This window comes from Actinomycetota bacterium (genome assembly GCA_030776725.1).
GTDB lineage: Bacteria > Actinomycetota > Nitriliruptoria > Nitriliruptorales > JAHWKO01 > JAHWKW01.
In genome coordinates this window covers 1-15,623 of record JALYHG010000131.1, presented here as the reverse complement: position 1 = coordinate 15,623, position 15,623 = coordinate 1, and the positions used below count along the sequence as shown (strand labels likewise).

General features: G+C 71.2%; 14 protein-coding genes and 1 other RNA gene. 10 read left to right on the top strand and 5 right to left on the bottom strand.

The genetic code is table 11. The features are described 5' to 3' along the window. Positions 1-3: 3 nt before the first annotated feature. Both M3N57_06185 and M3N57_06180 read right to left on the bottom strand, forming a co-directional pair. Positions 4-1,440: a trehalose-6-phosphate synthase gene (locus M3N57_06185; protein MDP9022281.1), complete on the bottom strand. Its 1,437-nt coding sequence runs from the start codon at positions 1,438-1,440 to the stop codon at positions 4-6. Positions 1,441-1,511: 71 nt separating this feature from the next. Next, the gene (locus M3N57_06180; GenBank protein MDP9022280.1) at positions 1,512-2,315 is read right to left on the bottom strand and encodes an aminotransferase class IV; all 804 of its coding nucleotides are present in this window, start codon (positions 2,313-2,315) and stop codon (positions 1,512-1,514) included. Positions 2,316-2,460: 145 nt separating this feature from the next. Between M3N57_06180 and rnpB the strand changes: the two genes are divergently transcribed. Further along, positions 2,461-2,825, top strand: an RNA gene (rnpB, locus tag M3N57_06175) — RNase P RNA component class A. Between the two features lie 23 nt (positions 2,826-2,848). After that, on the top strand, positions 2,849-4,255 hold the full coding sequence (locus M3N57_06170; protein ID MDP9022279.1) for an amidase: 1,407 nt from the start codon (positions 2,849-2,851) through the stop codon (positions 4,253-4,255). Positions 4,256-4,292: 37 nt separating this feature from the next. Here M3N57_06170 and M3N57_06165 read toward each other — a convergent pair whose 3' ends face one another. Beyond that, on the bottom strand, positions 4,293-5,696 hold the full coding sequence (locus M3N57_06165; protein MDP9022278.1) for an NAD-dependent succinate-semialdehyde dehydrogenase: 1,404 nt from the start codon (positions 5,694-5,696) through the stop codon (positions 4,293-4,295). Positions 5,697-5,863: 167 nt separating this feature from the next. Between M3N57_06165 and hemE the strand changes: the two genes are divergently transcribed. The 8 genes from hemE (at position 5,864) to M3N57_06125 (ending at position 14,491) form a co-directional block, all read left to right on the top strand. Continuing rightward, positions 5,864-6,976: a uroporphyrinogen decarboxylase gene (gene hemE, locus M3N57_06160; GenBank protein MDP9022277.1), complete on the top strand. Its 1,113-nt coding sequence runs from the start codon at positions 5,864-5,866 to the stop codon at positions 6,974-6,976. Continuing rightward, positions 6,966-8,321, top strand: a complete 1,356-nt coding sequence (gene hemG / locus M3N57_06155) for a protoporphyrinogen oxidase (GenBank protein ID MDP9022276.1) — start codon at positions 6,966-6,968, stop codon at positions 8,319-8,321. Before hemE ends, hemG begins: the two co-directional genes overlap by 11 nt. 114 nt (positions 8,322-8,435) lie before the next feature. After that, entirely contained in the window at positions 8,436-9,170 is a 735-nt protein-coding gene (locus M3N57_06150) for a glycosyltransferase (GenBank protein MDP9022275.1), read from the top strand. Beyond that, complete coding sequence (locus tag M3N57_06145; protein ID MDP9022274.1) at positions 9,167-9,790, top strand: hypothetical protein; 624 nt, start codon at positions 9,167-9,169, stop codon at positions 9,788-9,790. Before M3N57_06150 ends, M3N57_06145 begins: the two co-directional genes overlap by 4 nt. Positions 9,791-9,797: 7 nt before the next feature. After that, complete coding sequence (locus M3N57_06140) at positions 9,798-10,175, top strand: hypothetical protein (GenBank protein ID MDP9022273.1); 378 nt, start codon at positions 9,798-9,800, stop codon at positions 10,173-10,175. Positions 10,176-10,259: 84 nt separating this feature from the next. Further along, on the top strand, positions 10,260-11,807 hold the full coding sequence (locus tag M3N57_06135) for a glycosyltransferase family 39 protein (protein MDP9022272.1): 1,548 nt from the start codon (positions 10,260-10,262) through the stop codon (positions 11,805-11,807). Further along, the gene (locus M3N57_06130) at positions 11,804-13,330 is read left to right on the top strand and encodes a glycosyltransferase (GenBank protein MDP9022271.1); all 1,527 of its coding nucleotides are present in this window, start codon (positions 11,804-11,806) and stop codon (positions 13,328-13,330) included. The genes M3N57_06135 and M3N57_06130 overlap by 4 nt, the downstream gene beginning before the upstream one ends. A gap of 36 nt (positions 13,331-13,366) precedes the next feature. Continuing rightward, on the top strand, positions 13,367-14,491 hold the full coding sequence (locus M3N57_06125) for a glycosyl hydrolase family 8 (protein ID MDP9022270.1): 1,125 nt from the start codon (positions 13,367-13,369) through the stop codon (positions 14,489-14,491). Between the two features lie 27 nt (positions 14,492-14,518). Here M3N57_06125 and M3N57_06120 read toward each other — a convergent pair whose 3' ends face one another. Next, positions 14,519-14,821, bottom strand: coding sequence for a DUF4031 domain-containing protein (locus M3N57_06120; GenBank protein ID MDP9022269.1), 303 nt, complete (start codon positions 14,819-14,821; stop codon positions 14,519-14,521). 36 nt (positions 14,822-14,857) lie between these two features. Next, positions 14,858-15,268 carry a PPOX class F420-dependent oxidoreductase gene (locus tag M3N57_06115; protein ID MDP9022268.1) on the bottom strand — a complete coding sequence of 137 codons (411 nt, stop codon included), beginning with the start codon at positions 15,266-15,268 and terminating at the stop codon, positions 14,858-14,860. Positions 15,269-15,623 lie beyond the last annotated feature (355 nt).

The window sequence follows — 15,623 nt, the reverse complement described above, 5'->3', positions numbered from 1 at the left end:
CGTTCAACGGCTGGATGTTGCCTGTCGGATGTCGCGCAGCTGTCCCTCCACCCAGGCGTACACGTCGTTGTCGTGGACGCGGGCTGCCATGCGCTCGAGGCGTTCGCGGCGGTCGTCGGGGTCGAGTTCCAGCGCCTCTTCGATCCGTGCCGACAGGCCCTCTACGTCGAACGGGTTGCACGCCACGGCCTCCGGGAGGTCGTCCGCCGCGCCCGTGAACTCGCTGAGCACCAGCGCGCCGAACCCCTCGCCGGCTGCCTGGCACACCACGAACTCCTTGGCGATCAGGTTCATGCCGTCCTTCAACGGGGTGACCAGGGCCACGTTCGCCAGGCGGTAGTACGCCACCAGGCGTTGTTGGGGCACGCCCCGGTGCACGTAGTAGACGGGGATGTCGCCTCCGGGATCGGTGAACCGTCCGTTGATGCGACCGACCTCCTGTTCGACGTCGGCGCGCAGCTCGCGGTACTCCTGCACGTTCTCGCGGCTGGGGACCGCGATCTGCACGAACGCGAGCTTCCCACGTAGGTCGTTGCGGCGCTCCAGCAGCAGCTCGATGGCCTTCAGGCGCGCGTGGATGCCCTTTGTGTAGTCGAGGCGGTCGACCCCCAGGACCACCGTCCGACCCGCGAACTGCTCGCGGAGGCTGGCGAGTTCGCTCTGCGCGTCGTCGTTCGTGGCCATCGACGCGAACGCCGCCGCGTCGATCGAGACGGGGTGCCCCCCGGTCGACACCCGTCGCCCCTCGGGGAGGACCACCTCGTGGTTCTCGACCCCGATCTTGTGCGGAAGCAGGCGGTCGACCGCGCCGAGGAAGTTGTCGCGGAAGCGGTCGGTGTGGAACGCGACGAGGTCGGCACCGAGCAGCCCCTCGAGGATCTCCTCCCGCCACGGCAGTCGGGCGAACAGCTCCGGAGGCGGGAACGGGATGTGCAGGAAGAACCCGATCGGGTTGTCGGGACGGCGTTCGCGCAGCAGCCGCGGCAGCAACGTCAGGTGGTAGTCGTGCACCCACAACAGCGGCTCACGGTCACCGTCGAATCCAACCTGCTCCGAAGCCTCGGCGAAGATGTGGTTGACCTCCCGGTAGGTCTCCCACAACCCGCGCTCGAACACCGGCTGCTTGACGAGGTCGTGGAACAGGGGCCACAGCGTGCGGTTGGCGAAGCCGTAGTAGTAGCCCTGCAGTTGCGCGTGCGACAGGCTGATCGGGATCAGGTCGATGTCCACGCCGTCCAAGTGGCGAGGCACGTCGTCGGCGCCGCCGTTCCACCCCATCCAGGCACCGTCCTGATTCTCCATGATTGGGAGCAGTGCGGTGACCAGGCCGCCGGTGCTCGGCTTCCAGCTGCCCTGCTGTTTCTTCACCGGCAGCCGGTTGGCGATGGCGACGAGCGGACGATCGATCAGCTGCTGCGGGTCGGAGTTGCGGGCGCACACGGCGTCGCCTCCTCATGCGGGTGGCCAACCCTAGTGGTTGCCGGTCGGGCCGTTCCCCGGAGCGGCGGCCGTCAGGGAAGCGGGTCGAGGTTGGCGTCGATGTGGGCCTGGAACGCCTCGCGGGTCGCCTCGGTGACGGGGCCTGGGGCGGGGAACTCCGCGTCGCCGACGGCGTGAACCGGGACGACGGGGCGCGTGGCCGACAGCACGAACACCTCCTGCGCGGTCAGCAGGTCGTCGAGCGGATACGTCCCCACACGGACGTCGATGACCTGGCGGAGCTCCGCGAGCGTGATCGAATCGAGGATCGGGAGCTGGCGTGGATCGGGCGAGTGGATCCGGTCGTCACCGACCCACGCGACCGCGGCCGTGGGGACCTCCAGGACCGTCCCGCCGGAGACGATCAGCGCATCGTCGGCGTGCTGGCGTTGGGCTTCCCGTGTGGCGTAGGTGTTGACCGCGTACGACAGCGTCTTCACACCGCTCAGGGGCGTCCGCCACGGCAGTTCCATCGGTTGCAGCGCGAAGCTCCTGGGCCAGCTCGGCTGGTACACCAGGCCGCGGACGGTCCCACCGCGGGTCACGATCAGCCTCACGGCGCCGTCACGCTCACCCCAGGCGGCCAGCAGGTCGGTGACGACCTGCCGCAGGTTCGGCAGACGGATGCCCACAGCCTTCGCCGAGCGCCGCATCCGCGCGAGGTGCCCTTCCAGGGCATGGGTCCGTCCGCGCCGGACCAGGATCGCCTCGAAGACGGCGTCGCCACGCAGGAAGCCGTCGTCGAGGAGGGGGACGGTCGCCTCGCTGGCGGGCAGGACTCGCCCGTCCGCCCACGCGATCGGGCGTGCCTGACGGGTGCCTTCGGTCCGAGCCACGACCACCATCCTCGCAGACGCTCCGGTGGCCTGGCACCCGCCGTCGCGCTCGCACGCGTGGGATGGTCCCAGGCCAACTCCGCGTTACACACGGTGCGACAGGGACGTCCCCGCCCCCGGTGACGTACCCTGCCGGCGATGCGGGAGGAGCGGCCAGGCGACCGCGGCGCCGATAACGGCGTCGAGGAAAGTCCGGACTCCACAGGGCAGGATGCTGGGTAACTCCCAGGCGCGGTGACGCGTGGAAAGCGCAACAGAGAGCAGACCGCCTCCGCCACGCGGAGGTAAGGGTGAAACGGTGGTGTAAGAGACCACCAGCGTCCCAGGTGACTGGGACGGCTAGGCAAGCCCCATCCGGAGCAAGGCCAAGCAGGGACAGGGTGGCCCGCCCGCGACGTCCCAGGTAGGCCGCTAGAGGCGTCGGGTAACCGGCGTCCCAGAGAGATGGTCGCCACCCGCCGGTTGCAACCACGGCGGGGACAGGATCCGGCTTACCGGCCACTCCTCCCGCATCCCACCGACAGGAGTGAGCCGTGTCAGACCTGGCGTTCGCCCCTGCGCTCGAGCAGGCACGGCTCGTCCGCGACCGTGAGGTGTCGTCGCGGGAGCTGGTGGAGCTGTACCTGCGTCGGATCGAGGCGCACGACCACGGCCTGAACAGCTACGTGCGGGTGCTGGCCGACCAGGCGCGGCAACTCGCTGCAGCCAAGGACCAACAGACCACCCGGGGTGGTTCCTTGCCGCCCTTCCACGGCGTTCCTGTCTCGATCAAGGAGATGAACCTGCTGGCAGGATCGCCGGCCACGATGGGGTCGCGAGCGCTGGCTGACCTGATCGCGCCGACCGACGACGAGGTCGTCGCACGACTCCGGCGTGCGGGCATGGTGCCCCTGGGCAAGACCAACGTGCCGGAACTGGGGACCGTGCCCTACACCGAACCGGTGCTGTTCGGGGCGGCCCGTAACCCGTGGAACCGCGGGCACACGCCCGGGGGCTCGTCAGGCGGGGCGGCGGCCGCGTTGGCGGCGGGGTTGTGTCCTGCGGCGCAGGGTTCGGACGGTGGCGGGTCCCTGCGGATCCCCGCTTCCAACACGGGAGTGGTCGGGCTCAAGCCAACCCGCGACCGGGTCAGCAACGCCCCGCTGTTCGGCGACATCGGCTTCGGGTTCGTCGCCCACGGCATGCTCACCCGCACGGTCGCCGACGGGGCGGCGTTCCTGGACGTTCTCGCCGGCTACGTCCCCGGCGACCCGGGGATGCTCCCCCCACCTGCGCGGCCGTTCCGAGACGAGGTCGGACGCGACCCCGGGCGCGTTCGGATCGGCGTGTTCCGTCAAGGGCCAGACGGGCCCTACGCCCCGCAGGTCCGCGACGCCCTAGACGACGTTTGCACGTGCCTCGAGCAGCTGGGCCACGAGGTCGTTGAGAGCGACGGCACCGTCCCCGATCATGTCACGACAGCGTTCGAGGAGACGTGGGCTGCGCTGGTCGCCAGCCAACCGTTGCAGCGGGACATGTTCGAACCGATCAACCAGTGGCTCGCCGAGTGGGGCGATCGGCTCACCGGCGGAGAGGTCCTGGCCAACCAGTTCCATCTGCAGCTGTTCTGCCGGGGCTTCCAGGCTCGCTTCCACGACGAGTTCGGCCAGCTGGTGTTCCCGGTGGTGACCCGCCTTCCGCTGCGGGTCGGGGAGCTCTCCGACTTGGAGCCACCTGAGACGTGGGCCGCGGTCAAGGACTACGTCGGCGTCACCCCTCTGATCAACGCCACCGGCCAGCCCGCGGTGTCGCTCCCGCTGCACCGCGACGCCGCCACGGGACTGCCGATCGGCATGCAGCTGGTCGGCCGCTTCGCCGACGAGGCCAGCGTGCTGCGCCTGGCTGGCCAGCTCGAGGCCGCCCGGCCGTGGCACGACGATCGCCCACCCGGGGTCGCCTGAGCGGCGCTGCGTACGCGTCGCCACCACGGGGGACGCGCTACTCGACCGGGGCGGCCTCGGGTGTGCCGCCGTGCGGGTTGACCCACACGGTCTTGACGTTGCAGAACTCCTGCGCTCCCAGCCAGCCGAGTTCCCGGCCGTAGCCGGAGTCCTTCATCCCGCCGAACGGGAGTCGCGGATCGGACGACACGACGTCGTTGACGAACACGACGCCGGACTCGATGTGGGCGGCGAGTCGTTCCCCGCGGTCGACGTCGCGGGTCCAGATGGATGCGCCGAGCCCGTACCGTGACGAGTTCGCCAGCGCCACGGCCGCCTCCTCGTGTTCGGCGTCCATCACGGCAGCGAGCGGACCGAAGGTCTCCTCCGTGCACGCAGGTGCTTCGGCGTTCGAGTCGCGGATGATCGTTGGCTGGTAGAAGAACCCCGGCCGGTCGAGTGGCTCCCCGCCGATCAGCAGCGACCCGCCGTCGTGGTGGGCGAGGGTCCGCTGCACCTGGTCGTGCAGCGTGTCACGCAGGTCGTCGCGAGCCAGGGGCCCGACGTCGGTGCCCTCGTCCATCGGGTCGCCGACCGCCATCGCCTCGACCTCCGCGCGGAAGCGCTCCAGGAAGTCCTCGTAGACGTCGCGGAGCACGATGAACCGCTTCGCGGCGATGCAGCTCTGTCCCGAGTTCTGCAGGCGAGCCTTCGCCGCGGAGCGGGCGGTCTGGTCGAGGTCGGCGTCGGCGAGGACGATGAACGGATCCGACCCGCCGAGCTCCAGCACGGTCTTGCGCAGGTGCTGTCCGGCGGTCGAGGCGACGGCGCGCCCCGCCCGGTCGCTGCCGGTGAGGGTCACCCCGCGGATGCGGACGTCGCCCATCATCTCGGCGAGCTCGTCGTGGTCGACCAGCAGCGCCTCGAAGCCCCCGTCGGACAGCCCCGAATGGTGGAAGATCTCCTCGATCGCCAGCGCACATCCGGTGGTGTTCCGCGAGTGGCTGAGCAGGGCCACGTTCCCAGCGGCGAGGCTCGGCACGGCGAAGCGGAACACCTGCCAGAAGGGGAAGTTCCACGGCATGATCGCCAGGACCGGCCCGATCGGGTCGTACCGCACGTACGAGCTGTGCGCGTCGGTGTGGACGGTCCGGGGCGCCAGGTAGCCGCCCGCCGCGTCCACGTAATGGCGGCACAGCCACACGCACTTGTCGATCTCGGCACGGGACTGGGCGATCGGCTTGCCCATCTCACGGGTGATGAGCTCGGCGTACTGATCGCGGCGCTCGTCCAGCCGGTCGGCGGCCCGGGCGAGGACCTTCACACGGTCGTCGACGGTGGTGGGCCGCCACTCCTCGATCCAGAACGTCCAGGCGCGGGCCAGCTTCCAGGCGACCGCGTCGTCATCGTGGGTCTGGTACGTCTCGAGTTGTTCGCCGGTCGCTGGGTTGATCGTCGTGATCACCGCTGCACCCTCCATCGTGTCCCCACGTCCATCCAACGGCGTGGCGGCGTGGCCCTCAACCGTGGCCGGTGGGCTTCCGGACGTGCGCGGCCGTGGGTCGAGGCAGTTGCCGCACCACCAGCTGTCGGGCACGGTAGGCGTCGCAACCAGCCCGCGGAGCCAACGTGGCCGTCGATCCGTTCCTCGCTGCCTGCCGCGGCGAGCACCACGACCGGGTCCCGGTGTGGTTCATGCGTCAGGCGGGCCGCTCGCTCCCCGAGTACCGCCGCATCCGCGAACGCCATGCGATGCACGAGGTGATCGCCACGCCGGAACTCGCGGTCGAGGTCACCCTGCAGCCGGTGCGCCGCTACGACGTGGATGCCGCCATCCTCTTCTCCGACATCATCACGCCACTGCAGGCCATCGGTGTGGGCATCGAGCTCCGTGAGGGGGTCGGCCCGGTGATCCGAGAGCCGTTCCGCCGCCCAGCGGACCTCGACCGGCTGCGGCCCCTGGAACCCGAGGAGGACATCGCCTACGTGCTCGAGACCGTCCGGACGCTGGCCTCCGAGCTGGACGTGCCGCTGATCGGTTTCGCCGGCGCCCCGTTCACCCTGGCCAGCTACCTGATCGAAGGCGGCCCTTCGAAGAACCACGCGACCACCAAGGCACTGATGCTCGGCGACCCGGCAACCTGGCACGCGCTGGTCGCACGGCTCGCGGACATCAGCTTGGCGTCGTTGCGGGCGCAGGTCGCGGCGGGAGCCCAGGCGATCCAGCTGTTCGACTCCTGGGCCGGGGCACTGACCCCGCACGACTACGCGGAATCGGTCCTGCCCGTCACCCGCCGTGTCCTGGAAGGCCTGTCCGACCTGGCCGTGCCCCGCATCCACTTCGGGGTCGCAACCGGCGAGCTCCTGGTGCTCCTCGCCGAGGCAGGCGCCGACGTCGTCGGCGTCGACTGGCGGGTCCCCCTCGACGCCGCCCGGGCTCGCCTGGCCGGCCGCACGGTCGGCGTCCAGGGCAACCTCGACCCGGCCGTGTGCCTTGCGCCGTGGCACGTCGTGGAGCCCCGCACCCGCGACGTGCTGCGCCGTGCCGGCGGCTCTCCCCGCCACATCTTCAACCTGGGTCACGGAGTGCTCCCCGACACCGACCCCGCAACGCTGGGACGGGTCGCCGACCTCGTCCACAACGAGGGCATGGTGCGCCCGACGGCGGACGCCGACGCGGTCGGAAGCGGAGGCGGGGTCGGCTCGCTCGCCGACCTCGGACGAGGTGGCCGTGCCCGCTGATCACCGCGTCGCCGTGATCGGAGGCGGCATCACGGGCCTGACGGCGGCGTGGACGTTGTGCACCGCTCCCAACCCCCCCAAGGTCACCCTGCTGGAGGCGGGACCGCGGCTGGGTGGGAAGCTGCACACCGAGCACATCGACGGCGTGACGGTCGAACTCGGCGCCGACGCGTTCGTGGGACACGCCGAGCCGGTGGAACTCGTACGCGAGGTCGGGTTGGGGGGCGAGCTCGTCACTCCCGACACGCGGAAGGTGTGGATCCGGTTTGGCGGCCGGGTGCACCCTCTGCCCGCTGGGCTCGTCCTGGGCGTCCCCACACGGCTCCTGCCGCTGGCTCGCTCGTCGCTGATCAGCCGCGGCGGCGCGGCCCGGGCGGCGCTGGACCTGATCCTGCCGCGCCAACGCGACGTGGAGGAACGCTCGATCGGTGCGCTGATCAGGTACCGGTTCGGTCGCGAGGTGCTCGAGCGTCTCGTCGAGCCGTTCATCGCGGGCGTGTACGCCGGCGACGTCGACCAGCTCGAGCTCGCAGCAGCCACCCCGGACCTGGCGGAGGCTGCGCGAACCGCGCGGAGCCTGATGCGAGCGCTGGGCCGGGCTCGGGAAGCCTCCGGCGGCCCGACGTTCCTCAGCGTGGCGGGCGGGTTGCGCCGGCTGGTCGAGGCGCTGGCCGCAGCACCCGGGCTCGATGTGCGCCTCGAGTGCGTCGTGCGGCGCCTGGAACCGTCCGGTGACGGGTACGTCCTCGAGCGGCCCGGCGGCTGGGATCACGCCGACGCGGTGATCGTCGCGGTGCCCGCCCCGGCCGCGGCTGCGCTGCTCCGGAACGCCGCACCGGACGCGGCCGCCGAGCTGGACGCCATCCCCTACGCCTCCGTGGCCACCATCACGCTGGTGTACCCGCCCGGGGTCGCTCAGCTGGCGGGCAGCGGTGTGCTCGTCCCCCGGGTCGAGGGAGGGCTGATCAAGGCCGCCACCTGGGTCAGCCAGAAGTGGGCGGGACGCGTCGACGACGGCCGCACCGTGATCCGCGCGTCGGTTGGGCGGCACGGCGAGGACGCGGCACTGCAGCTCGACGACGACACGCTCGTGTTGGCGGTGCACCGCGAGCTGCGCGACCTGGCGGGATCGGCGGCCTCGCCGGTCGCCTGGCGGGTGACACGTTGGGGGTTGGGCCTGCCGCAGTACGTGATCGGCCACGGCGAGCGCGTGGCGGGGGTGCGGGCCGCGACACGGCAGCTGCCGGGTGTGGAGCTGGCGGGTGCCGCGTACGAGGGGGTGGGCATCGCCGCGTGCGTGCGGCAGGGGCGCCGCGCTGCCGCACGAGTGCTCGGCGGGCGCTGATGCGGGGCGTCGCGGCCGTCCGAACGGTCCCAGCCGGCCGCGACCGCCTCCTGGCCGTCCGCCCATACTCGCAGCGGTGGATCGTCGTGCCTCTCTGCATGGAGGGAGGTGACCATGCGCGTCGACATCGTGATCCCGGCGTACAACGAGGAGGAGCGCATCGACGGGACGCTCGAGCAGTACCGGAGCAGGCTCGACCACGCTGACTTCCGCTTCCTCGTGGCGCTCGACGGCTGCACCGATGCGACGGCCGACGCCGTGGCCCGTCACCGCGACCGGGACGCACGTGTCGTGCTGCTCGACCTGCCGAAGATGGGGAAAGGTGGTGTCATCCGGGAGGGGTTCCGCTACTGCGACGGTGCGTTCGTGGGCTTCGTGGACGCCGACGCCGCGACCCCCCCCGAGGAGTTCCTGCGTCTCCTCGACGCGGCCGCACGTGACGCCGACGGCGCGATCTGCTCGCGCTGGCACCCGGCATCGGTCGTCCCCGGGCGCCGTTCGCTCAAGCGGACGATCGCCAGCGCCGCCTTCGCCGCGTTCATCCGGGTGGTGTTCCGCCTGCCCTACACCGACACCCAGTGTGGAGCCAAGGTGTTCCGCCACGAGGTCGTCGAGCGCGTCCTGCCGTTGCTGTCCATGCGCGGGTTCGAGTTCGACGTCGAGTTCCTGCACGTGGCGCGTGGGCTGGGTTTCAAGATCGTCGAGGTCCCCAGCATCTGGATCGACCGCAGCGGCTCGCGCGTGGACGTGGCGGCGGACGCCCGGCGGATGCTCGGGTCGGCGATGCTGGCATGGGCGGCGCAGCGCGTGCAACCGGGCAGCCCCCGTCTGGAGAGGCGGACCCGGTGACTGCGACTCGCACGGCGCTCCTGGTCGGGGCGTTCGGCACCGGCGACGTCGAGGACGACATGCTGATCGACGCGTTCGCCGCTGCCCTGCCTGGCTGGCGGCTGTTGGTCACCGCGTACCGTCGCAGCCGCGTGCGCTGCGACCACGACCCGGCTTTCGTCGTCTCATCCGACCGGCGCGCGATCGACCGGGCGCTCCGTGACGCGGATGCGGCGATCTTCACCGGGGATCACGTCTTCGCGGGCACCCCGCCCTACGCCTGGTTGGGCCGCATCCACCGTGCGGCGTTGCTGGCGATGGCCGCCCGCGGTCGCCGCACGCACCTCGCCATCGTCGGTACCCGGGTCTCCGCCATCGAACACCGTCTGGAACGGCTCGCCGCACGCACCCTCGTCCGCGTCACCGAGCTGCTGATCGTCAACGACGAGACCTCGGCGTACATCGTGGCGACCGCCGGCGCCACCCCTCCGTTCCGGGTCGGGACGGACCCGGCTTGGTTCCTGATGGACCGCGTCTCGCCGCGCGATCGCCGTGGCGACACGTTGGTCGTGGCTGTGGACGAGCGTGTCGCCGGTCCCGACCTCGATGTTCGCCTGGCGAGCGCTCTCGGTCGCTGCTGACCGGCCGGTGGCGCTGCAGCCGTGGGGGACCGGACCGGGCCGGTTCGACGATCGGCCGCTGGCGGAGGCCATCGCCGAGCGGCTCGACGGCCGTGCCGAGGTCCTGCCTGCACCCTCCGGACTCCGCGCCGCCGGCGACACCTACCGCGACGCCCACGCGCTGATCTCGCTGCGGCCCAGGGCCACGATCGCCGCGGCCGCCGCAGGGGTCCCGGTCCTCGCCTTGGTCGACAGCGACCGCCACGCCGCGGTCGCCAACGGCCTCGGCCAACCGGTGGTCCGCACGGAGGCTCCCGCCGGGGAGGCGGACCGCCGTGGCGCAGGTGCTCACGCACGAACCTGCCGACCGCGACAACGTCCGTGCCCACATCGACCGTGCACGTGAGGCGGTGCGTCTGTTGCACCTGGTGCTCAGCGGCGGCGAGACGCTCTCAACCGAGATCTCCCGACTCGAGCTCAGGCCGGCGCCGTGGCGACGCTGACGCGCGGGCCCCTGATCGGCGCCGGCGCTTGGCTGCGCCGCCGCGTGTCGGTCGACGCTGGCGTCGCGATCGTGGCGGGGCTGACGCTACTGGCGCTGGGACTCCGCCTGCTGATCATCCGTGGTCTGTGGGTCGACGAAGCCATCACCGCTCAGCAGGCGCAGATGCCGTTCGGGCAGATGATCGTCGACATCCGCTACGGCGACGTGCACCCGCCGCTGCACCACGTGACCGTGTGGGCGACCGTGCAACTGCTGGGTGCAAGTGAGTGGACCGTGCGGCTCCCGTCGATCGTGTTCGGCACGCTCCTGGTTCCCATGCTGTACCTCCTCGGCCGTGACCTGTACACGCGCCGGACCGGGGTGGTCGCGGCAGCGTTCGGTGCGTTCGCCCCGGTCGTGGTGTGGTACTCGCAGGAGGCGCGGATGTACGCGCTGGTGATGCTGCTGAGCGCCACGGCGGTCGTGGCGCAGTACGGGGCGATCCGTCGCGTTCGCTGGTGGACGTGGGTGCTGTACACCGCGGCGACCATCGGCCTGCTTTGGACGCACTACGTCGCCGGCCTCCAGGTCGCTGTGCAGCAGCTGGCGTTCCTGGTGGTGGCGGTGCGCCGACGCCGCCGGGGCCAACCCACCGCCCGGCTGCTGGGCGCCTGGCTGGGTTCTCTCGCCGTGATCGTGGCATCGCTGCTTCCGCTGCTCCCGATCGTTGAGGACCAGGTCCGCTCGTTCATCACCGGGCGGGGGGACGTCGAGGCCGCGCCCGGAACGGCAGGTGCGGGGCTGACCGATGTGGCCGGTGCCGAGGGAGGACCGTCCGTCTACGGCATCGTGGTGAACCTGATCTGGACGTTCCTCGGCTACCACTCCGACCAGGTCGTCAAGCTGCTGGGTGCGCTGTGGCCGTTGGGGATGCTCTTCGCCTTGTTCCTGCTCGGTCGAGGCCCGTGGCGTCCCCCGACCCTGCTGCTCCTGGCGGCCGCGCTGGGGCCGATGCTCGGGCTGCTGGTGGCCAGCTACTTCGTGTCCGCGCCCACCGCCGGTGGGGAGTCGCTGTTCGAGGTGCGTTACTTCTCCAGTGCGGTGCCGCCGCTGCTCGCCCTCGGGGCTCGGGTGGTGACCAGCATCTCCGACCATCGGCGGGTCATCACCGTCGTCACCACTGTGGTGGTCGCCACGATGCTGACTGGGCTCGCCGACCAGCAGCTCAACAGCGCCAACCCGCGGCTGTTCGACTTCCGCGGGGCGCTGCAGGACCTGCGCGCGGAAGCGGCGCCGGAGGACGTCGTGATCTACGCCCCCGATTACCTCGAGCACCTCGTCGCCTTCTACGCACCTGACCTCGACGCCGAACCGATGAACGTCGACAACCTGCCGGAGTTGAACGGCGATCGCAGCGTCCACGTGCTGGCCAGCTTCCTCGACGTGCCCGCCACCGCCGCGCGGGTCGGAACGGCACTGGTCAAGCTCGACCGCGAAGGCCGGTTGGTGGACCACGAGGAGCAGGAGCGCGTCGAGATGTGGGAGTTCCGGTGAGCCTCGAGCCGATCGCGGCGGTTGCCCGGTCCGGTGACCTGCGCCTGCGAGAGCCGACCTGGGACCCTCGAGGTCCCGGTGTCGCGCACCGGATGCGGCTGATCGGGATGGCGCACAGCGTGGCGGCGCTGTGGTACTTCGGTTGGCTCCTGCAGCCGGCGCGCGTCGGCCACCCGGTGTTGTACGCCCTGCCGATGGCGGCGGAGTTGTTCAACCTGCTCCAGGCGGCCGGTTTCTGGTGGACGGTCGCGCACGAACGTGTCCGCGATGGCAAGAGGTCACCTGGCAAGCCCCCTGTGGACGTGTTCATCCCCGTCTACGACGAGCCGGTGCAGGTGGTCGAACCGACCGTCGCCGCCGCAGCCCGTCTGCGTGGCGCCGAGGTGCGTGTGGCGTTGTTGGATGACGGCGTCCGCGACGAGGTGCGCGCCGTCGCCGAGCGACACGGTGTGCGCTACATCGCCCGGGAGGAGTCGACCGGCGCGAAGGCCGGGAACATCAACCACGCCCTGCCGCTGACCTCGGCGCCGTACGTCCTGGTCCTCGACTGTGACCACGTCCCCTCGCCCCGCTTCCTCGAACGGACCCTGGGCCACTTCGCCGACCCGCATCTGGGGTTCGTCCAGACCCCGCAGTACTACGCCAACGCGGCACGCGGGGGGGTCGCGGCGGCGGCGTGGGGTCAGCAGGCCCTGTTCTTCGGCGCCATCGCCCGCGGCAAGGATGGGATGGGCGCGATGTTCTGCTGCGGGACCAACGTGCTGTACCGCCGCGCCGCTCTCGACCACGTCGGCGGCTTCCCGGAGGAGTCCGTCACCGAGGACTTCGAGCTGTCGATACGGTTGCACGAGCGTGGCTGGAACAGCGCGTACGTCCCCGAGGTCCTCGCCAACGGGCTGGGCCCCGAGGACATGGCCGCCTACGTCGGTCAGCAGGATCGGTGGGCGCGCGGATGTCTGGCGGCTTTCACCGTCGCGCTCCGGGCCAAGCTGCCGTGGCGGTTGAAGCTGCAGTACGTGCTGTCGTCGATGTTCTTCTTCACCGGATGGACGTTCCTGCTGTACATGCTGTTCCCCGTGATCCGCATCATGACGGGCGCGCAGCCGATCGGTGGCGCGTCAGCGGACCTCTTCATCCTGCACTTCGCTCCCTACTTCGGGATCGCGCTTGGCGGTCGGCGCGGCCGGTGCCGGCGTGTACACCTTCGGCGCGTTCTCGCTGATGGTCGCCAACTTCTCGGTCCACGTGCGTGCGTTGCTGGCCAACCTCCTGAGGCGCCCGTCGGGGTTCACCGTGACACCCAAGGAGGGGGAGGCCGGCCCACATCCTCGAGCCGTGTGGCCTGCACTGGCGCTGATCGCTGTCCTCACCGGCGCGTCGGTGTACGGCCTCATCGTGGATCGCAGCCCCGCGACGTTCAACAACGTCGCGTTCGCTGCCCTGCACCTGGCCGTCCTGACCCGTGGCGTTCTCGCGGCGTTGCGACCGCCGCGGCCGGCGCTCGAGACGACCGTCCCCGCTGACTTCGTCTCCGGTGAGGCGGTCGTCGGCGAGGCACGATGAGCCGGGCACGCATCGCGACGGCGGCCGCTGCTGTGCTGGTCGTCGTCGTCGGCGTCGCGATCGTGGTGGTGCGGATGGCCCCGGACGGGCTCGAGTCAGCCCAACCGTTGGAGCCCGCAGAGGCCCGGCGGCTCGCGGAGGAGGCCGCCCGCCGCTTCTTCACCGACTACGTCACCGACGACGGGCGGGTGGTGCGCCACGACCAGGGCGGCGACACCGTCAGCGAGGGCCAGGCCTACGCGATGCTCCTGGCGGTCGCGCTCGACGACGCCGACCGCTTCGCGTCGGTCTGGGACTGGACCCGCGCGAACCTGCAGCGCGACGACGGGCTGCTGTCGTTCCGCTGGGACGGCGGGGCGGTCGTCGGCGAGGACCCCGCCAGCGACGCCGACCTGGACGCAGCTCGCGCGTTGGTCCTCGCCGCTGACCGCTTCGGCGAGTCGCGGTACCGCGACGACGCCCGCCGTCTGGCCGAGGCCATCGTGGCGCACGAGACGGTCTCGGTCGCAGGGGCGACCGTCCTGGTGCCCGGACCGTGGGCGACCGGCGCGCCACCGTGGTGGATGAACGTGAGCTACCTCGACCCGCGCGGGTTCGCGACGTTGGCAGCTGCGGTCGGCGACCCCGTGTGGGAGGGCATGCGCAGCTCGACCTACCGGTTGGTGGATCAGGCCACCGGCGATCAGCGGCCGTCACTGCCGGCGAACTGGTCGCGGCTCGACGCGTCCGTCCAGCTGCGACCGTCAGGGCCGCCCGACGATCCCCAGGCCGACCCCGTCTACGGCTTCGAAGCGGTCCGGGTGCCGATCCGCCTCGGCGCCGACTGCGAGCAGCGCGGGCGTCTCCTGGCGGGGCGGATGTGGCCGTTCCTGCGTGATCAGGTCGGTGACCGCCTCGCGCCCGAGTACCGGCTCGACGGGACCCCGGCCGCCGAAGGCAGGCATCCGGTCGCGTTCGTGGCCGCCGCAGGGGCCGCATCCGGCGCCGGTGAGCGGGACGGCGCTGCGTGGCTGCTCGAACGCGCCGAGGCGGTGCAAGGCGACCAGCCCAGCTACTACGGAGGCGCGTGGATCGCGCTGGGACGGGTGCTTCTCACGACCGACCTGCTAGACGAGTGCTGAACGGGCAGCGCACAGGCGGTGTCGCGATCATCCCCGGCCGGTCTCGGCCACCTCTGCGCGGCGTTCGGCGATCAGCCGCCCCATCTCCCGCCGGCTCAGCTCGCTGGCCCCCAGGCGCACCGCTCGCGTCCGCTGCTGCGGTGTCAGGTCGTAGTGCCACGTGACCGGGTCGTCCTGGAACCAGCTGCGACGCACGCCGAGCTGTTGCGCGAAGGCGTGCAGCTCCTGACGGCTGTCAGCCGTCAGGTGACACCACTCGGTGCCCACGCGACGCAGCCGCGCCCCGACGCGCGTCCCGTAGTCGCGCACGTCGTCCACGTACACCGTCACGCCGATCCGTTCCGTCGCCGTTGGGATCCGACTCGCTCAGCCAGCGACCTCCGGGCCGGCAGCCTCGATCGTGATGCGCAGCAGGACCCGCCGCTGCTCGCGCATGGCTTGGCGGTACTCGTCCCAGTCGTCGTGCTCACCGCGGACGCGGCGGTAGTAGTCGACCAGCAGCTCGAGCGCATCCGGCAACCGAACGATGTCGGTGGTCCCGTCGATGCGGACCCACGGCCCGTAGAACCGCTCGGTGAAGACGCACAGCGACACCCGCGGGTCGCGCTCCAGGTTCGTTTCCTTCACGGCCGTCTCGCGTGTCGAGACGATCGCTCGCCCGTCCCCGTCGACGCCGACCACGACCGGTGAGAGCTGCGGAGAGCCGTCTCGTCGGTAGGTGTGCATGACCGCTCGGTGGTGTTCCCGGACGAACGCGAGCGCCTCGTCGATGTCCACCGGTCCAGGCTCCTTGAGCGGGCGGGCCACGCCCACCACTCAAGCAGCCAGTCGCGTCCGCGGGACTGTCAGCCAGGCGAGCAGACAGTGCGGGGCCGGTCGCACGAGGCGGCTGCAGCGCCCGCTCACCCAGCCACGCCCGGCGATCGGTGCGCGATGGTGACGTGGAGGTGGCGGTCTGCTTCGATGCGGACCATGGAGCCACTGAGCGACGCACAGATCGACGATGCCCTCTCCGACCTCCCCGGCTGGGAGTACGACGGCGAAGCCATCAGCAAGACCTACGGGCTGGCGTCGTTCCGCGAGGCGATCGACTTCGTCAACGACATCGCCGACCTCGCCGAGGAGGCGAACC